The organism is Nitrosomonas ureae (genome assembly GCF_900108305.1).
Classification (GTDB): domain Bacteria; phylum Pseudomonadota; class Gammaproteobacteria; order Burkholderiales; family Nitrosomonadaceae; genus Nitrosomonas; species Nitrosomonas ureae_B.
Window position 1 is genome coordinate 28,033 of sequence record NZ_FNUX01000014.1, and the last position, 16,921, is coordinate 44,953.

The window sequence follows — 16,921 nt, forward strand, 5'->3', positions numbered from 1 at the left end:
GTCATCCATCGATGGTCAGGGGTTTCATCTTCATCCCGGCCATGAACCGGGTGATTTGACAATCCAGCTTACCCGGCCGGATATTCCCTCGCATACCGCAAATCGTTCATTTAAATTATTTTTCTAAGAATAGATTCACCCGATCAGGCATTGTGATACAAAGAATATATTATGTAAATCGCTATATTCCGGTCATCAGCGTGCGTAAATCCGTTTCCCATTTCTTTAACTTGTCATGCGCATGCTGGCGCTGGAGCGGGGTGGCGCTATTATGCATATGTGCGATGAAATCGCAGGTATATGCAGAGAGCTTCAGCTGATAAGCGCGGTAATCCGGATCGTCGGAACGGTGCGTATGTTCAATCAGGTTCTGTAACGAAGCAATGGCTTGTTCGGGTGTGGCGGATTCAGGGGTGAACTGACGCAATATTCTCAAAGTCTCTTGTTGCCGGCGCTGACGCTCGATCATCCAGATTTCGGGGTTAAAAGGTGAGGATTCAACGCTGGCGGCGATTAATTGCCGTTGCGCTTTGTCAATGCTGCCATATAGATTCTCGATACGCTTGACGGTGCGCTTGATCGAAGCCTGCCGGCGCTCTCCAGGGTCCGGTTGCAGATAATCGCGGCGCAGCTCCTCATTGCTTTTGCTATAGCGTTGTTCAAGATGACGCCACTGCGCTTCGCCTAAACGCAATACTACAGGCGCGCTTAGCTGCACAGCCTGTGCAAAGGCGGGCGCGATAATATTTTGCAATTCGTCGGACCAACCGCAAATTTGCCTAGCTGTCAGCGGCGCGTCGATCTGGCCGCGCACTGCGGCTAGCCAATCAACATATTCCGGAAGCTGCGCCGTGCGATGCCAGTCAAACCATAGCTGAATCGCCTGCTTGGCGTGCGGTGCCTGCTCGCGGTTAAAATCGACGTAACCATCCAGCCACCACCAGGTGAGCCGCGCGCCGTGATCATAGCTTAGACGCACAATACTGCAACCGCCGAGTAACGATAAAAAAGTAATGAATGCTAGGGTTCTTGCAATGGATCGCATGATGGCGCTTGTCAGTTTAACGATGTCGGAAGGTGCGTCTCGCTATGGGCGGAAAACGGATTCAAGATGTGGATTTATTATACCTAAGCTGTGTTTTATCACTGGTTTTATTCATTGTGTCGGCTGGATTGCAATTGTCTGCTTGCTCTATTTTATTCTTCACAGGATTGCGCTTATTAGCCGGGCGGGATTGTATGACTTGATATGGCTTGTATCGGAAACCATAACAGACTAAACTTGGCTTCAATCTTCAACGTGTAAGCTTAACCCTGGCGGCAACATTTCTACACTAGAATTTTTCGCATGGAAGAAAAATTACATCATAAACGCCCCAAGTATCTGAATCTGTTCAAGATCAGGCAACCCATCCCAGCCGTGATTTCGATTCTGCATCGGATCAGCGGCGTATTGCTTTTTTTTCCGGGTATTCCGTTGCTGCTATATGGTTTGCAGTTTTTGCTGGAATCACCGCAAAGCTTTGAGATTTTGCGGGATTTTCTCAATCATCCGATGATCAAGCTGATGGCGCTACTGCCGCTCTGGTTCTTTTTCCATCATTTATGCGCCGGCATCCGTCATTTGTTACTGGATATACAGGTAGGGATCGCATTGGAACAGGCGCGAACGGGAAGCAAACTGGTGCTGGTCGCGGGATTCGTACTTACTTCATTGACAGGATTGGTGCTATGGTAAGGCAATCCAGATTGGCCGTTACGGGCGCGCACTATGGTGCGAGGGATTGGTTGGTCCAGCGCGTGACCGCCATTCTGATGGCAATTTATCTTATTGTGCTGGTCAGTGCGTTATGCATTGCCGCTCCACAGGATTACGCGGAATGGAAAAGCTTATTCCAGTCCCAGTGGTTGCGCATCGCAACGTTTATGTTTTTTGTGAGTATGTTCTGGCATGCCTGGGTAGGTGTGCGTAATGTTCTTATGGATTATGTGCATTCCACGCCAATTCGCTTAATGATGCATATCGCGGTGGTGACCGCCTTGCTGTTTTATCTGGTTTGGACTGCGGAAATATTGTGGAGTTAATGTGTCATTAATCAAAAGAAAGTTTGATGTCGTCATTGTAGGGGCAGGGGGCGCCGGAATGCGCGCGGCGCTGCAGTTATCCGAAGCTGGATTGAAAGTGGCGGTGCTATCCAAGGTGTTTCCCACGCGTTCGCACACCGTTTCGGCACAAGGCGGAATCGCCGCTGCGCTGGGCAATGTAACCGAAGACAATTGGCACTGGCATATGTACGATACCGTAAAAGGCTCGGATTATCTGGGCGATCAGGACGCGATCGAGTTCATGTGCCGCCATGCCAACGAAGTGGTATACGAACTGGAGCATTTCGGCATGCCGTTCGATCGTCTGGAAAACGGAAAAATCTATCAACGCCCGTTTGGTGGCCAGTCACTGAATTTTGGCGGCGCGCAAGCGACGCGCTCTTGCGCGGCGGCTGATCGCACCGGTCATGCATTGCTGCATACCTTGTATCAACGAAATGTCAGCGCCAACACGCAATTTTTTGTCGAATGGATGGCGCTGGATCTGATTCGTGACGAACAGGGCGATGTGCTGGGCGTCACCGCGCTGGAAATGGAAACCGGGGAAATGATGGTATTGCAGGCGCGGGCAACCTTGTTTGCCACGGGTGGCGGCGGGCGGATTTTTCAGGCCAGCACCAATGCGCTGATTAATACCGGCGATGGCCTGGGCATGGCCGCACGGGCCGGAATTCCACTGGAAGATATGGAGTTTTGGCAATTCCACCCCACGGGCGTGTACGGTGTCGGTGTCTTGATCAGTGAAGCGGTGCGGGGCGAGGGCGGTTATTTGCTGAACAAGGAAGGCGAGCGTTTTATGGAGCGCTACGCGCCCAATGCCAAGGATCTGGCCAGCCGTGACGTGGTTTCACGCGCCATGACTACGGAAATGAAGGATGGGCGTGGTTGCGGCGAAGAGAGCGATCACTTGTTGCTGAAACTTGATCACCTGGGGGCTGAAATTATCAAAGCCCGGTTGCCGGGCATCCGTGAACTGGCGATTAAATTCGCCCATGTCGATCCCATCAATGAACCGATTCCGGTCGTACCCACCGCGCATTACATGATGGGTGGCATTCCCACCAATTATTTGGGTCAGGTCGTCGCGCCGTATAAAACCGGCCCGGAAGAAATCGTCTCCGGATTTTACGCGGTGGGCGAATGCGCTTGCGTTTCGGTGCATGGCGCCAATCGCCTGGGCACGAACTCATTGCTTGATCTGGTCGTATTCGGCCGTGCCGCCGCCAATCAGATCATTGAAGACTTGAAAACGCACCCGCATCATAAACCGCTGCCGGAGGATGCAGCGGACAAAACGCTGAATCGTCTGGCACGGTTGGAAAACCAGAAAAATGGCGAGAGTGTCGCGCAAGTTCATGCCGCCTTGGCCAAAACCATGCAGACTTACTGCGGTGTGTTCCGCTTTGAAGACATGCTGCAGAAAGGCGTGGAGAAAATCCTCGAGGTCGGTGAGCAAGTAGGGCGCACGGAAATCAAGGACAAAAGTAAAATATTCAATACCGCGCGGATTGAAGCGCTTGAACTGGATAACCTGAAAGAAGTGGCCATTGCCACGATGATCTCGGCGGAAGCCCGGCGTGAAAGCCGAGGCGCCCACGCGCGTGATGATTATCCGCAGCGGGACGATGTCAAATGGCTGAAACATACGCTGTTTTTCAGTGAAGATAATCGGCTGGATTACAAACCCGTGCGCCTGAAGCCACTGACGGTCGAATCATTTCCACCCAAAGCCAGAACCTATTAAGGTTCATTTCCTGGATTAAATATAATTTAATCAGTCTGTTATAATTCTTGAACCAATCCAATAAATTCTATGAAGAATAATAAACATGTCGTTCTGTTGATTTGCCTTATTGTTTGTTTTCCCTATTCCGTTTCAATTTCCGCTGAAACCCGTTATGTATCGGATCAATTGGAAGTAACTTTTCGTAGAGGTCCGACCCTGAGTCATGCGATTCTCAGGATGTTGAAGAGTGGCACCCCTGTGGAGGTGCTGGAAAATGACGCGGAAACCGGGCATACACGCGTCAAAATTGCCAATGGCATGGAAGGCTGGATACTGAGCCGTTATTTGAGCGCCGAGCCTGACGCCAGATCGCAACTGGAAAAAATGATTAAGCAGATCGATCTTGCAAACGTGGACGAGGGTTCTATACGCACCCAGTTAAAAGCCGTCAAGGATGAGTATGAAAGTTCGCAAAAGCGCCTGAAAACACTCGAAAGCGAGAACAAGCGATTAGTGGAACAAATGGAATCCATTAAAAAAACTTCCGCCAATGTGCTGCTCATCGATGAAGAAAACAAGGAATTGCATGAAAAGCTGACCACAGTCGAAGAGCGCCTTATCACATTGCAATTGGAAAACCGTGAACTGGAAAACCACAACCAGAAGGATTGGTTCATTGCCGGAGCCTTAGTATTATGCGGCGGGATATTTCTGGGCCTGGTTCTCCCAATGTTCAGCAGGAAAAAACGCTCACGATATGGTGATTTCAGCTAATCCATGACAACGATCCGATCTCATGCAATAAGCCCCGCGTATTGAGCGATCGATTCATGCCGCTGCAATCAGCTTCCGGAACGCCACCCACTGTTACCATGCGAGGATCGGATCATCTTTACCATTGGCTGGAAAATGAACGAATCAGCCTCGCGTTTACTACTTACCAGACCAATCGGTTATTTTTGGTTGGGCGTAAAGCCGATGAGCGCCTGGCCGTCAATGAACGCTTGTTTGACAAGCCAATGGGGCTATATGCGCGTGGTGACAGCCTTTACATGGCGACCCGTTACCAGATTTGGCAACTGGAAAACCGCCTGGCAAAAGACGAGCAACACCAAGGCGGCGATCGTCTGTACGTGCCCAGCCAGTCGCACACAACTGGCGACGTGAATGTGCATGATGTGACGGTGACGCAGGCGCAACAAATACTCTTCATCAATACCGATTTCAGTTGCCTGGCCACTTTGCAGGCAGGATTCAGCTTTGCGCCCATTTGGCAGCCGCCGTTTATCACCAGACTGGCAGCCGAAGATCGCTGTCATCTCAACGGCCTGGCGATGCAGGATGATCAGCCCATGTATGCTACCGCATGCAGCGCGACAGATGAAGCGGCAGGCTGGCGTAATCAGCGTCTGGATGGCGGCGTGGTGATGCATATTCCCAGCAATGAAATCATCGCCACAGGCTTATCGATGCCGCACTCGCCGCGCTGGTATCAGGGTAAGTTATGGTTGCTCAACTCCGGCACGGGCGAATTCGGTTATCTGGATGGTTCTCAATTTATACCGGTTACATTTTGCCCGGGTTTCGTGCGCGGCCTTGCGTTCTGGAAAAATTTCGCCTTGGTGGGGTTATCGCAGTTACGTTCCAAAACGTTTACCGGCTTGACCCTGGAAACCCGGCTGGCAGCGGATAAGATGACAGCGCAATGCGGTTTGGCCGTAATCGACTTGAATACTGGAAACCTTTTACATGCACTGCACATTGGTGGAGTCGTTGAAGAATTATTTGACGTCGTGGTGCTGCCTGAGGTGCGCCAGCCCAGAGCGCTTGGTTTTCAGGATGATGATATTGACCGGCTGATTTCCTTCCCCGGATCAGATGGACTGATAATCACTAAACCGACCGTGCAACGTCCCGGATTGAGTCAGCCAACACAGGTAGCTGGTTTGCCAAGCGCTTCACAAATTTCCGATGCTGAAAGCATGGCGGTCAAATATCAGAAGGTCTTTCATTTAACCCCGGAAAATCTGTTGCCCTATGAAGCCATAACCTCTCCAAGTTTGCAGAATCGCTGGCAAACCCAGCCGCAACGCGGCGAATTGATCGGCGTATCGGCCTCGGTTGAGGGCACAATGATCGGGCTTGTCGTTGCCGAATGCTGGCAGGAAAATGGGCAGCACCATAATGAGCTAATTTCTTCGCATGTATTGCCAGCGTACCGCCAGCATGGAATCGAACAGCAAATGCAGCAGCGTTTGCAACGAATTCTTGATACCAATAACAATAAATCTTAATTTTGAGGAAAAGTAATGAGTAATCCTGTTTTTAGATATACTCCGTTTGATCCACCTGTTGCAGGATATGGTGGTTCTTTTAGGGCAATGGTCGATATCGACGGTGATAATGATTTAGATGGTTTTGCAGGGAATTATGATGGAACTATCAGTTTTCTCAGGAACATGGGAACGGCGACACATCCAGTATTTGCGGCTCCCATCACGAACCCATTTGGCCTGAAGGATGTCGGTTCCAAATCTGCTCCCACGTTTGTAGACATCGACAATGATGGTGATCTGGATGCTTTTGTCGGTAACAATGGCGGTAATACACGGTTTTTTAGAAACGAAGGAACGGCTAATAATCCTAAATTTGTCGCGGCGGGGATCAATCCATTTGGCTTAAGTGATGTGGGTTTTCGTGCCGGCCCGACTTTTGCAGATATCGATGGTGACGGCGATTTTGATGCTTTTATAGGAAATGGAAATTGGCAGACATTGTTTTTTGAGAATACTGGAACCATTAGCAATCCGATATTCATTGCCAATAATTCATTAAATTTTGGAGGTTATCCAAATTTTGTTGATATTGATTATGATGACGATTTAGACGTTTTTTGCGATGTAGGTGGAGGCCTCGCGTTTTATAGAAATATTGGAACAATCAACAATCCCCGCTATTATTTTGATAGCTACAATCCATTTGGTCTAAGCTGGGTTGATAGTTTTGCTGATATTGACGACGATGGTGATTGGGATACTTCAATAAGTGATTATGGCTTTATGCAGAATACCGGGCCAGGATACAGTCCATCATTTCGCGGTTTTTCTCAGTTTGACTTTGGCAGGATTTATTATGCTAATCCCGAGATAGTAGATATCGATAACGACGGTGATTTTGATATGTTTGTTAGTAGCGGATTTGAAAATATCACCCGGTTTTATCAGAATACTGGAACGATTACCAATCCTTCATTTGCTGCTGCTGTTGATAATCCGTTTGGTTTGGGTAACACGGATTCCTCTGATCGGCTAACTTTTGTCGATATCGATGGTGATGGGGATTTCGATAGTTTTTCTAAGACCTACAGCAACGATATATTATTTTCTCAAAACATCGGAACAAGTGATGCTCCGGCATTTGCCGCTGCGGTTACCCATCCGTTTGATTTCAGCCATAATGGTTCCGCAATTGATTTCGCGGATATTGACGATGACGGAGACTCTGATGTATTTGTGATTAATGATAGCGGCTTGCAATTTTTTCTAAATACAGGTACAGCAGTTAGCCCATCATTCGCGCCTGCTGTTACAGCGCCACCTGGCTTAGGTGGCGGGAGATCTGGTTTAAGCTTTGTGGATATTGACGGCGATGGTGATTTAGATGCTTTTGGGGGCTCATATGGATATGTGCATTTTATGCCTAATAATGGAACTGCCAGCAGCCCAGATTTTACTTTTCAATCGGGTAGCATGAATGTTTTTCTACCCGGAGAAGGCGGGCGTTATCCAACCGACAATAGCCCGGTCTTTGCGGATATGGACGGCGATGGAGATTTTGATGCTTTTATAGGAAGATATTTAGGAGTAGGGTATTTCGTCAACAACAACGCACCCAACGCATTTAATTTAAGTACTGTTGAGATTTACAAACCTAACACGTTTTTAAATCTTGACAATATCGTAATCGAAGATCCTGACAGTGACAATGTGACCGCGATATTGACGCTGTCGAATGTGGCTGCGGGTAGTTTAAGCACTCGCACTTCAGGTACTGTGGCATCCGTTTTTGATGCAGCGACTGGCGTATGGAGCGCCAGCGGCGCGTTAGCGGATGTAAATACCTTATTGGCAGGTGTCTTTTTTACCCCGGCATCCAATTTCAGTGGCAATTTCTCAATCGACACCTCGATATCGGACGGTGTTGCAGCTCCGCTGCTGGGCAGTAAAAGCTTTACGGTTGCTGTTGATGCAATGCTGTTCAGTACGCCGGGTAACGATAACCTGATAGGCACACCCTCACTCAACGATACGGCATCGTATGAAAATGCGACCGCACCGGTAACTGTTTCATTGAATATTGTGACACAGCAAAATACCCTCGGCGCCGGATTGGATACGTTGAATGACATCGAGAATCTAATCGGCAGTAATTTTGCAGATCATTTGACCGGCAATACCGCCAACAATATTCTGCAAGGGCGATCGGGTAATGATGTGCTGACAGGATGGTCGGGGGAAGATACCATGATCGGTGGACCGGGTAACGACAGTTATTTTGTTGAAAATACCAGCGACACCGTCATTGAAGCACTTAATCAGGGCATTGATAGTGTGAACAGCAGCGTGACGTATACGCTGCCTGATAATGTAGAAAACCTGATCTTGCGGGGTTCATCGGCTATTAATGGAACAGGTAATGGGCAAGCCAATACCATTACAGGGAATGTCGCTAGCAATGTACTTAAAGGTGGAGCTGGTAACGATATCCTGCTAGGCGGTGCAGGCAACGACACACTGGAAGGAGGAATCGGCCGCGATACGCTGGATGGTGGATTTGGTGCGGATGTACTCAAAGGCGGATCCGGTAATGACAATTATGTAGTCGACAACACTGGTGACAGCATTATTGAAGCCGCAGGTGGCGGCATCGATGGGGTTAATAGCAGCGCAACGTTCGCGTTACCCGCTCAGGTGGAGAATCTTACATTAACCGGTGCAGCAGCGATCAATGGTACGGGCAATAATCTGGCCAATGTAATCATAGGAAACGCCGGCAAGAATCAACTAAAAGGCGCTGCCGGTAACGATATTCTCGACGGCCGGCAGGGCACCGATATACTGACGGGCGGAATCGGTAACGATATTTTCAGGTTCACTACGATGGGCCAGATCGATACGATTACCGATTTTAATGTGGTCAATGACACGATCCAGCTTGAGAATGCGGTTTTCACCGCTTTGACGGTCACAGGCACCTTGGCCGCCGGTCGATTCAGGATCGGCGCAAATGCATTGGATGCGAACGATAACATCATTTACAACAGCGCGACCGGCGCCTTGATCTACGACGCGAATGGCAGTGGTGCCGGTGCCGCAGTGCAGATTGCCACTATTGGAACTGGATTGGCGTTGACTCATGCGGATATCGTGGTGATTTGATCAGCAGTGCATGCGCGCGTAGCCATCGACGGGCAAAGAAAAGCAATCCGCATTGATGTCGAGTAGCTATGTATCTGACAGGTTAGCAATTTTGACGGGAATCTTGCTGTTCTCGGTGGTTCTATCCGGTTGCATTCATCAAAAATTTGTCAGCGAGCCTTATCCGCGCTGGGGAAAAGAAGTTCGTGTTGATCCACCTGAGAGTTATGGTCCGTTGATTCTGCGGGTGCTTTCTCCGGAGGATTCCAACCAGGCACCAGCCTGCGTGCTGCTGGTTCACGGCATGAACGAACATATCGGGCGCTATGGCGAGGTGGCGCAGTATTTTGCGCGGAAGTTTTTAGTTACCGGTTTTGATCATTATGCGCATGGGTTATCCAATCCGGTATTGCAGCAGGCGGATTCGGCATTGGTCAGCGGTTCAAGCGAGCAGCAGGTTGGCGATGCTTATCTGGCGCAATCGGCATTGAAGGATTTGGAGCCGCTTCGGCGCTATCTGGGTCGTGCGCTCAAAAAAACGATTGCGTTGTGCGATGTAGAAAGCGAATCAGAGCATCCGGTATTTATTATTGCGCATAGTTTGGGCGCTTTGGTGACCGCTTCTTACTTGATGCAAGCGCGCGACGAAAAAGCGTTGCTCAAACGTGTGCGGGGAATCGTTCTTCTGGCGCCGGCGTTTGCCGTCAGCAATCCGCCGGGGTGGCGCGGTTGGATGGCGAATCCGTTGATCAGGCTGTCCTTTCATGCCGAAACGCATTTTTTGCACCCTCAGAATGAGCCTTTGCCCGCACTAATTTTTAATCAGGCATTAGCGCTGGTGACTGTGCCCCTCCTGGACGGCCTGTTTGAGATAGCATCCTGGCCGGGTTTGCGCAGTTTTCTATCGCCAGTTTCCCCGGATTGGGTGCAGGATTATTTGACCGATAGCGAAGAAGAAAAAGCGCGCTTGCGCGCGGATGGCTGGATTGTGCGCCGTACCTTGTTGCGTTTCGTGAAAGGCATTGAAGCGGAGATTGTGCATTTCCGCCGTCATATGGCGCAATTCACAATACCTTATTATCTGGTGTATTCGGAATATGATCCGATCACGCCGGCATGGGGCAATCAGGATTTTGCCCGTGCGACGTTGCAGCATCACCCTGATAACGAGATTTTGGCGTTATCCAATCTACAGTATCACCAGCATCTATTCTTAAAAGAACCGGCACGCACGGCGCTTCTGAAAAATATCGCACAATGGATAGATCACCGGCTGCAAGCGACGAAATGATCACGGGCATACTACCCTCGCTGTTGGTATCGATTATCATGATCCCTTATACTTGAAATAGAGATTAACAAGCACGATTTTAATAAATATGAGGTGAGAGAAGCATGATGAAAGCAGAATTAGCGGAATTGATGCAGCGCATACCCGGAAAAACAAGTGCGGAATGGCCGATGGGCGAGCCTTTTACGCTGGCGTTTGCGCACGGTACCATGTCGGTGGAAGTTTATGCGCCCAAGGATACGGATATACAAACGCCGCATGATCAGGATGAGCTGTATTTCATCCACTCCGGTCATGGCGAGATTGTAGTGGCGGACGAACGCCACCGGTTTGAACCTGGCATGGTGTTTTTTGTTGCCGCCCATGTGGAGCATCGTTTTGAAAATTTCTCGCCGGATTTTTGTACTTGGGTGGTGTTCTGGGGACCGAAAGGCGGCGAATAAATAATGCTCAAATTTTACGGTTATAAAAAATGCGATACCTGCCGCAAGGCGGAGCGATACTTACTGCAAGCCGGAATCAGCTACGAATTTATCGATATCACAGAAAATCCGCCAACCGCAGAAGAACTTGCCGTGATTGTTAAGTGCGTCAATGTTTCATTGAGCAAACTCTTTAATACCAGCGGAGTGCAGTACCGCGAACTAAAAATCAAGGCGCAATTGCCCGCATTATCTGGCAAGGAAATACTCACGCTGCTTGCGGGTAATGGCCGTTTGGTCAAAAGACCGCTGATTACCGATGGAAAGCGTGCAACCGTTGGCTTTAACGCAGAGAAGTTTGCGGATATCTGGGGTTGATTTTTTCAATTGCGGTTTCTACACTCAGGAGCCGGCAGTGCAAAGTAAGCAGGCATTATTCCGGATTTCAAAAACAAACAAGCTTGCGCTTTGGGTCTCATGCTTGTACTCTTTGAGCCACGATCGATACAAATGGTGTCTTATTCCATATCCATAACCGGATCAAGCAGGAGGCGAAATTGAGAGATCAATGTTTTTTAGTACGAAAAGCTGCGGTACTGGGCGCTGGCGTGATGGGCGCGCAGATTGCCGCGCATCTGGTGAATGCCAATATCGAAACACTGTTGTTTGAGTTGCCGGGTGAGGCGGATAATCCCAATGCCAATGTGATCAAGGCGGTGGAGAAGCTTAAAAAACAGGAGCCCGCACCGCTGTCGATCAAAACCAAAGCCACCTCTATCCAAGCGGCCAATTACGATCAACATCTGGAACAGCTCAAAGATTGCGATCTGGTGATTGAAGCGATCGCCGAGCGCATGGATTGGAAGCGTGATCTGTACGTCAAGGTTGCGCCTTATCTGGGGGAGCATACGATTTTTGCCAGTAATACTTCCGGATTGTCGATCAATCAACTGGCCGAAGCTTTTCCGGAGGCATTACGCCACCGTTTTTGCGGCATACATTTTTTTAATCCGCCGCGCTATATGCATCTGGTCGAATTGATTCCGTGCCAATTCAGCGATGGGGCGATGCTCGATCACCTGGAAGAGTTCCTGGTGACTTATCTGGGCAAAGGCGTGATACGCGCCAAAGATACGCCCAATTTCATAGCCAATCGCATCGGCGTGTTTTCGTTGCTAGCGACCATGCATCATGGCCGGGAATTTAATTTTGGATTCGATCTGGTCGATGCACTGACGGGCTCCTTGATTGGGCGCCCTAAAAGCGCAACGTTTCGCACCGTGGATGTGGTCGGTTTGGACACTCTGGCGCATGTCATCAATACCATGCGCGATACGTTGCCAGATGATCCCTGGCATCGTTATTTTGCTGTGCCGGATTGGCTGCAAGGTTTGATCGAAACAGGCGCGCTGGGTGAAAAGGTCAAGCGTGGCGTTTATCAGAAAATAAAAAATGAAATTCATGTGCTTGATCTGAAATCGAAAACCTATCGATTGTCCGCGGCTGAAGTGGATGATGAATTGAAGCAGCTGTTGAAATACAGCAATCCCGCAGAAAAATTTTCTGCGCTGCGTAATAGCCAGCAACCGCAGGCACAGTTTTTGTGGTCCATATTCCGTGATTTATTTCATTACTGCGCGGTACAACTGGAAGCCATTGCGAATAATGCGCGTGATCTCGATCTGGCGGTGCGCTGGGGATTTGGCTGGAATCAAGGACCATTTGAAATCTGGCAGGCGGCGGGATGGAAGCAAATTGCCGACTGGATTCAGGAAGATATCGCTGCCGGAAAAAGTATGAGCCAGGCACCCTTGCCGCAATGGGTAATGACCGTTGCCGCAAGCGGCAAGCAAAACGTGCATACTAGCCAAGGTTCCTTTGCTCCTGCTTCCGGGGAACTGCAATCGCGTTCCGCGCTGCCCGTGTATCAACGCCAACTCTTCCCTGATCGACTGGTCGGTGAAGAGGTGGTATACGGCAAAACCATATTTGAGACCGATGCCGTAAGAATGTGGCATAGCGGCGATGGCATTGCCATACTCAGTTTCAAGAGCAAAATGCACACGATTGGTATCGATGTACTGGAGGGTGTGCAGCAGACAATCAAGGAAGCTGAAAAAGACTGGCGTGCTTTGGTGATCTGGCAAACAGAGCCGCCGTTTTCTGCCGGGGCTAATTTACAGAAAGCCACCGAGCGGCCCAAGCCGGATGCGCAGCAGGGTAATGCGCCACCTGCGCCACCGCAGTCGCCTGGTGTATTTCAATCATTCCTCAAAAAATTCAAGAAATCGGCTCAGGCTACGGTGTTGCAAGTGGCGCGGGAACTGGATCTCGCAGATGTGTTGATGGCCAAGAAACTGGCAGAAGTGGAAGGAATGATCAAGCAATTTCAACAAGCTTCACAAGCGCTGCGCTATTCGATGATTCCGACTGTTGCGGCCGTGGATGGTTTGGCGTTGGGTGGCGGATGTGAATTTGTCATGCATTGCGACCGTGCGGTGGCAACGCTGGAAAGTTATATTGGTTTGGTGGAAACTGGTGTTGGGCTATTGCCTGCGGGTGGCGGATGCAAGGAGTTCGCCATGCGCGCGGCGCAGAATGCCAGAGACGGCGATCCTTTTCCGTCGCTCAAATATTATTTTCAGACAGTGGCGATGGCGGAATTGGCGAAAAGCGCGGAGCAGGCCAAAGACCTGGGTTATTTGCGCCGTGCCGATACCGTGGTGATGAATCGTTTTGAATTGTTGCACGTGGCCAAAGCACAGGCGCTGGCATTAGCCGAATCTGGTTATCGTCCGCCATTGCGCATGCGGGAAATTCCCGTGGCGGGTAACACGGGTATTGCAACGATCCAGAGCCAGTTGGTTAATCTGCGCGCGGGCGGTTTTATTTCCGAGCATGACAATCTGATTGCGAATAAGGTGGCGCATGTCATGTGTGGCGGTGATTTAACACCGGGCAGCCTGGTCGATGAAGATTGGTTTCTGGAGTTGGAGCGGGCAGCCTTCATGGAATTGCTGGCAACCGCCAAAACCCAGGCGCGTATCGAACATACACTGAAAACCGGTAAGCCTCTTAGAAACTGATATCACGATTCACGGAGAATTCTATGACCAAGCAAACTCAAGAAGCCTATATTGTAGCTGCTGTACGTACTCCGGTGGGAAAAGCGCCGCGCGGCATGTTCAAGAATGTACGCCCTGACGACATGCTGGTGCATGTGCTGCGCGCGGTGATGAAGCAATGCGAAGGGCTCGATCCGGCGGCAATTGATGATGTGATTGTCGGTTGTGCCATGCCGGAAGCGGAGCAGGGCATCAATGTGGCGCGCGTGGGGTTGTTATTGGCAGGTTTGCCCAATAGCGTAGCTGGTATGACAATCAATCGTTTTTGCGCATCGGGTCTGCAGTCGGTAGCTCTGGCTGCGGATCGCATTCGCCTCGGGGAAGCCGACGTGATGATTGCGGGAGGTACCGAAAGCATGAGCATGGTACCGATGATGGGTAACAAAGTTTCCATGAATCCGATGATGTTTGAACATGAGGAAAATGTGGCGATCGCTTACGGGATGGGCATGACCGCTGAAAAAGTGGCCGAACAATGGAAAGTATCGCGCGAGGATCAGGATGAATTTGCCCTGACCAGTCATCAGCGTGCTATCAAAGCCATCCAATCCGGCGAATTCCAGCAGGAAATTGCACCTTATCCGGTGGATGAGAAACGCCCTGACCTGGTTACGCACCATGTGCGTGAAAAAGTTGTCATCAAGGATACTGACGAAGGACCCCGTGCTGACACCAGCCTGGATGCACTGACGAAGCTGAGACCGGTTTTTGCCGCCAAAGGCTCGGTAACCGCGGGAAATAGTTCGCAAATGTCAGATGGTGCCGGAGCGGTGGTTCTGATGAGCGAAGCTGCGATGCAACGTTTCAACCTGTCTCCGATAGGACGGTTTGTTGGATTTTCAGTAGCGGGCGTGCCGCCTGAAATTATGGGTATCGGCCCGATCAAAGCCATTCCCAAAGTGCTCGCGCAAACCGGCATCAAGCAGGATGATCTGGATTGGATCGAGTTAAATGAGGCATTCGCGGCGCAAAGCCTCGCAGTGATTCGTGACCTGGAATTGGATCGCGATAAAGTGAACCCTCTGGGCGGCGCAATTGCATTGGGGCATCCGCTGGGAGCCACCGGTTCGATCCGGGTGGCTACATTGCTGCATGGATTGCGGCGTCATAAACAAAAATACGGTATGGTGACCATGTGCATTGGAAGCGGGATGGGCGCGGCAGGTGTGTTTGAGGCGCTTTAATGCTTTAACAAGAGAATGATTAAAGAAGCCGGTCAACTAAATTTGACCGGCTTTTTTCTGGACTACCGGAAGCGGTGACTTACCCACAACGCTGTCGCAAATAGCAGTACTGCGCCCCCTTGATGAGATGCCGCCAGATGGATCGGTACCACTTGCAATAAGGTTGTGATACCCAAGCTGATTTGTATCGCCAGCATCAACAAAAAAAGATTGCAGGCAAGACGTGTAGTACCAGAAAGTTGAACTTTGCGCGTTTTAAACCAAAAAAGCGGCACTAAAAAAGCCAATAGCCACGCAATCAATCGATGGTCGAATTGAACGGTAGTGATGTTGTCGAAGAAATTCCGATACCAGGGTTCCAGAATAAACAGATCTGGCGGAATCAAATATCCGTTCATGAGCGGGAAGGTATTGTAAGCCAGGCCAGCACGAATGCCGGCAACAAATCCTCCGGAAATAATCATTATAAAAATCAATGATGTGAGGCCATAGGAGAATCTGCGCAAACTTTGAATCTTCTCATCGGGTTTGGAGTGCTCGCTTTGAGGGGTGAGCAGGTCCAGAGCAACCCAGAACATCGCGGCGAAAATCACAAAAGCCAATCCAAGATGCGCGGTAAGCCGGTACTGACTGACATGCGGGTCGTTAACCAAACCGCTCATGACCATGTACCATCCCATCAATCCCTGCAATCCCCCTAGTATAAATATGCCGGTCAACTTGATTCCTAAGGATCGGTCGATTCTTTTTTTGACCAGGAAATAAACAAAAGGGACAAAAAATACTATCCCGATAAGCCGCCCCAGCAGGCGGTGAAAGTACTCCCACCAGAAAATATTTTTAAATTCATCGATACTCATGCCTTTATTGATTTTCTGGTACTGCGGTGTAGCGCGGTATTTCTCGAGCAATACGTCCCAGTCTTCCTGCGTGACTGGGGGCATGGTGCCCACGATGGGCTGCCATTCGACAATTGAGAGTCCTGAATCGGTTAATCGCGTAACACCGCCAACCACTATCATGGCAAATACCATGACGCAACAAATAAGTAACCAGATCGCAATAGGTTTTTGCATAGTCGTAAAAAGTTATTGAATGAAATTAAATCGATGAATCGATGAATTGGTTTACTTGTCACGCATCAAGCGTTGCTTAGTGCGTTCCCACTCCTTTTGTTTCTCGGATTCGCGCTTATCATGCTGTTTCTTGCCTTTGGCCAAACCTATTTCCAGCTTGATCCTGCCTGCCTTATAGTGCATATCCAATGGAACCAGCGTATATCCGGAGCGTTCAACTTTACCGATAAGCCGTCTGATTTGTTCTGCGTGCAGCAGCAATTTACGGGTACGCACCGGATCAGGATTAATGTGCGTTGAGGCCGTCTTAAGCGGGCTGATATGACTGCCAATGAGATATAATGCGCTGTTTCGAATGATAACATAAGCTTCTTTCAGCTGAACCCGGCCATCGCGTATGGATTTAACTTCCCACCCTTCCAGTGCCAAGCCTGCTTCGTACTTTTCCTCGATGAAATAATCGTGAAAAGCTTTTTTATTTTGTACTATACTCATACAGGGATTAAGCAGTGGGAATGACTAAAATTAAGCATATTTTATCAGTTTTTCGGTGTTCCTCATCGATGTGAGTTGA

14 protein-coding genes are annotated in these 16,921 nt (G+C 49.6%); 11 read left to right on the forward strand and 3 right to left on the reverse strand.

Annotated features, from left to right (window positions below; translation table 11 throughout):
* Positions 1-181: 181 nt before the first annotated feature.
* Complete coding sequence (locus C4S39_RS09025) at positions 182-1,045, reverse strand: DUF6279 family lipoprotein (RefSeq protein ID WP_103966696.1); 864 nt, start codon at positions 1,043-1,045, stop codon at positions 182-184.
* Between the two features lie 303 nt (positions 1,046-1,348).
* On the opposite strand from C4S39_RS09025, the gene sdhC reads away from it, so the two are divergent.
* The 11 genes from sdhC to C4S39_RS09085 all read left to right on the forward strand — a co-directional run bounded on the left by sdhC (position 1,349) and on the right by C4S39_RS09085 (position 15,271).
* Complete coding sequence (sdhC, locus tag C4S39_RS09035) at positions 1,349-1,738, forward strand: succinate dehydrogenase, cytochrome b556 subunit (RefSeq protein ID WP_103966698.1); 390 nt, start codon at positions 1,349-1,351, stop codon at positions 1,736-1,738.
* Positions 1,732-2,085, forward strand: coding sequence for a succinate dehydrogenase, hydrophobic membrane anchor protein (gene sdhD / locus C4S39_RS09040; RefSeq protein ID WP_103966699.1), 354 nt, complete (start codon positions 1,732-1,734; stop codon positions 2,083-2,085). The genes sdhC and sdhD overlap by 7 nt, the downstream gene beginning before the upstream one ends.
* A gap of 1 nt (position 2,086) precedes the next feature.
* Positions 2,087-3,850 carry a succinate dehydrogenase flavoprotein subunit gene (sdhA, locus tag C4S39_RS09045; protein WP_103966700.1) on the forward strand — a complete coding sequence of 588 codons (1,764 nt, stop codon included), beginning with the start codon at positions 2,087-2,089 and terminating at the stop codon, positions 3,848-3,850.
* A gap of 69 nt (positions 3,851-3,919) precedes the next feature.
* Entirely contained in the window at positions 3,920-4,606 is a 687-nt protein-coding gene (locus tag C4S39_RS09050; RefSeq protein ID WP_103966701.1) for a TIGR04211 family SH3 domain-containing protein, read from the forward strand.
* Positions 4,607-4,662: 56 nt separating this feature from the next.
* Positions 4,663-6,126, forward strand: a complete 1,464-nt coding sequence (locus tag C4S39_RS09055; RefSeq protein WP_103966702.1) for a TIGR03032 family protein — start codon at positions 4,663-4,665, stop codon at positions 6,124-6,126.
* 15 nt (positions 6,127-6,141) lie between these two features.
* A complete protein-coding gene (locus C4S39_RS09060; protein WP_103966703.1) occupies positions 6,142-9,270 on the forward strand; it encodes an FG-GAP-like repeat-containing protein in 3,129 nt (1,042 codons plus the stop codon).
* Positions 9,271-9,325: 55 nt separating this feature from the next.
* Entirely contained in the window at positions 9,326-10,540 is a 1,215-nt protein-coding gene (locus C4S39_RS09065) for an alpha/beta fold hydrolase (RefSeq protein ID WP_103966704.1), read from the forward strand.
* A 104-nt stretch (positions 10,541-10,644) separates the two neighbouring features.
* Complete coding sequence (locus C4S39_RS09070) at positions 10,645-10,983, forward strand: cupin domain-containing protein (protein ID WP_103966705.1); 339 nt, start codon at positions 10,645-10,647, stop codon at positions 10,981-10,983.
* A gap of 3 nt (positions 10,984-10,986) precedes the next feature.
* The gene (locus C4S39_RS09075; protein WP_103966706.1) at positions 10,987-11,340 is read left to right on the forward strand and encodes a Spx/MgsR family RNA polymerase-binding regulatory protein; all 354 of its coding nucleotides are present in this window, start codon (positions 10,987-10,989) and stop codon (positions 11,338-11,340) included.
* A gap of 179 nt (positions 11,341-11,519) precedes the next feature.
* A complete protein-coding gene (locus C4S39_RS09080) occupies positions 11,520-14,048 on the forward strand; it encodes a 3-hydroxyacyl-CoA dehydrogenase/enoyl-CoA hydratase family protein (RefSeq protein WP_103966707.1) in 2,529 nt (842 codons plus the stop codon).
* Positions 14,049-14,071: 23 nt separating this feature from the next.
* A complete protein-coding gene (locus C4S39_RS09085; RefSeq protein ID WP_103966708.1) occupies positions 14,072-15,271 on the forward strand; it encodes an acetyl-CoA C-acyltransferase in 1,200 nt (399 codons plus the stop codon).
* 62 nt (positions 15,272-15,333) lie between these two features.
* Here C4S39_RS09085 and C4S39_RS09090 read toward each other — a convergent pair whose 3' ends face one another.
* Together C4S39_RS09090 and smpB are read right to left on the reverse strand one after the other, a co-directional pair.
* Positions 15,334-16,347, reverse strand: coding sequence for a COX15/CtaA family protein (locus C4S39_RS09090; protein WP_103966709.1), 1,014 nt, complete (start codon positions 16,345-16,347; stop codon positions 15,334-15,336).
* A gap of 51 nt (positions 16,348-16,398) precedes the next feature.
* Positions 16,399-16,842, reverse strand: coding sequence for an SsrA-binding protein SmpB (smpB, locus tag C4S39_RS09095; RefSeq protein ID WP_103966710.1), 444 nt, complete (start codon positions 16,840-16,842; stop codon positions 16,399-16,401).
* Between the last annotated feature and the right edge of the window lie 79 nt (positions 16,843-16,921).

What these genes read in the sequence shown, in the direction of transcription:
- C4S39_RS09025 (WP_103966696.1), bottom strand. Translation starts at nt 1,045, where the DNA reads ATGCGATCCATTGCAAGAACCCTAGCATTCATTACTTTTTTATCGTTA.
- sdhC (WP_103966698.1), top strand. Translation starts at nt 1,349, where the DNA reads ATGGAAGAAAAATTACATCATAAACGCCCCAAGTATCTGAATCTGTTC.
- sdhD (WP_103966699.1), top strand. Translation starts at nt 1,732, where the DNA reads ATGGTAAGGCAATCCAGATTGGCCGTTACGGGCGCGCACTATGGTGCG.
- C4S39_RS09050 (WP_103966701.1), top strand. Translation starts at nt 3,920, where the DNA reads ATGAAGAATAATAAACATGTCGTTCTGTTGATTTGCCTTATTGTTTGT.
- C4S39_RS09055 (WP_103966702.1), top strand. Translation starts at nt 4,663, where the DNA reads ATGCCGCTGCAATCAGCTTCCGGAACGCCACCCACTGTTACCATGCGA.
- C4S39_RS09060 (WP_103966703.1), top strand. Translation starts at nt 6,142, where the DNA reads ATGAGTAATCCTGTTTTTAGATATACTCCGTTTGATCCACCTGTTGCA.
- C4S39_RS09065 (WP_103966704.1), top strand. Translation starts at nt 9,326, where the DNA reads ATGTCGAGTAGCTATGTATCTGACAGGTTAGCAATTTTGACGGGAATC.
- C4S39_RS09070 (WP_103966705.1), top strand. Translation starts at nt 10,645, where the DNA reads ATGATGAAAGCAGAATTAGCGGAATTGATGCAGCGCATACCCGGAAAA.
- C4S39_RS09075 (WP_103966706.1), top strand. Translation starts at nt 10,987, where the DNA reads ATGCTCAAATTTTACGGTTATAAAAAATGCGATACCTGCCGCAAGGCG.
- C4S39_RS09085 (WP_103966708.1), top strand. Translation starts at nt 14,072, where the DNA reads ATGACCAAGCAAACTCAAGAAGCCTATATTGTAGCTGCTGTACGTACT.
- C4S39_RS09090 (WP_103966709.1), bottom strand. Translation starts at nt 16,347, where the DNA reads ATGCAAAAACCTATTGCGATCTGGTTACTTATTTGTTGCGTCATGGTA.
- smpB (WP_103966710.1), bottom strand. Translation starts at nt 16,842, where the DNA reads ATGAGTATAGTACAAAATAAAAAAGCTTTTCACGATTATTTCATCGAG.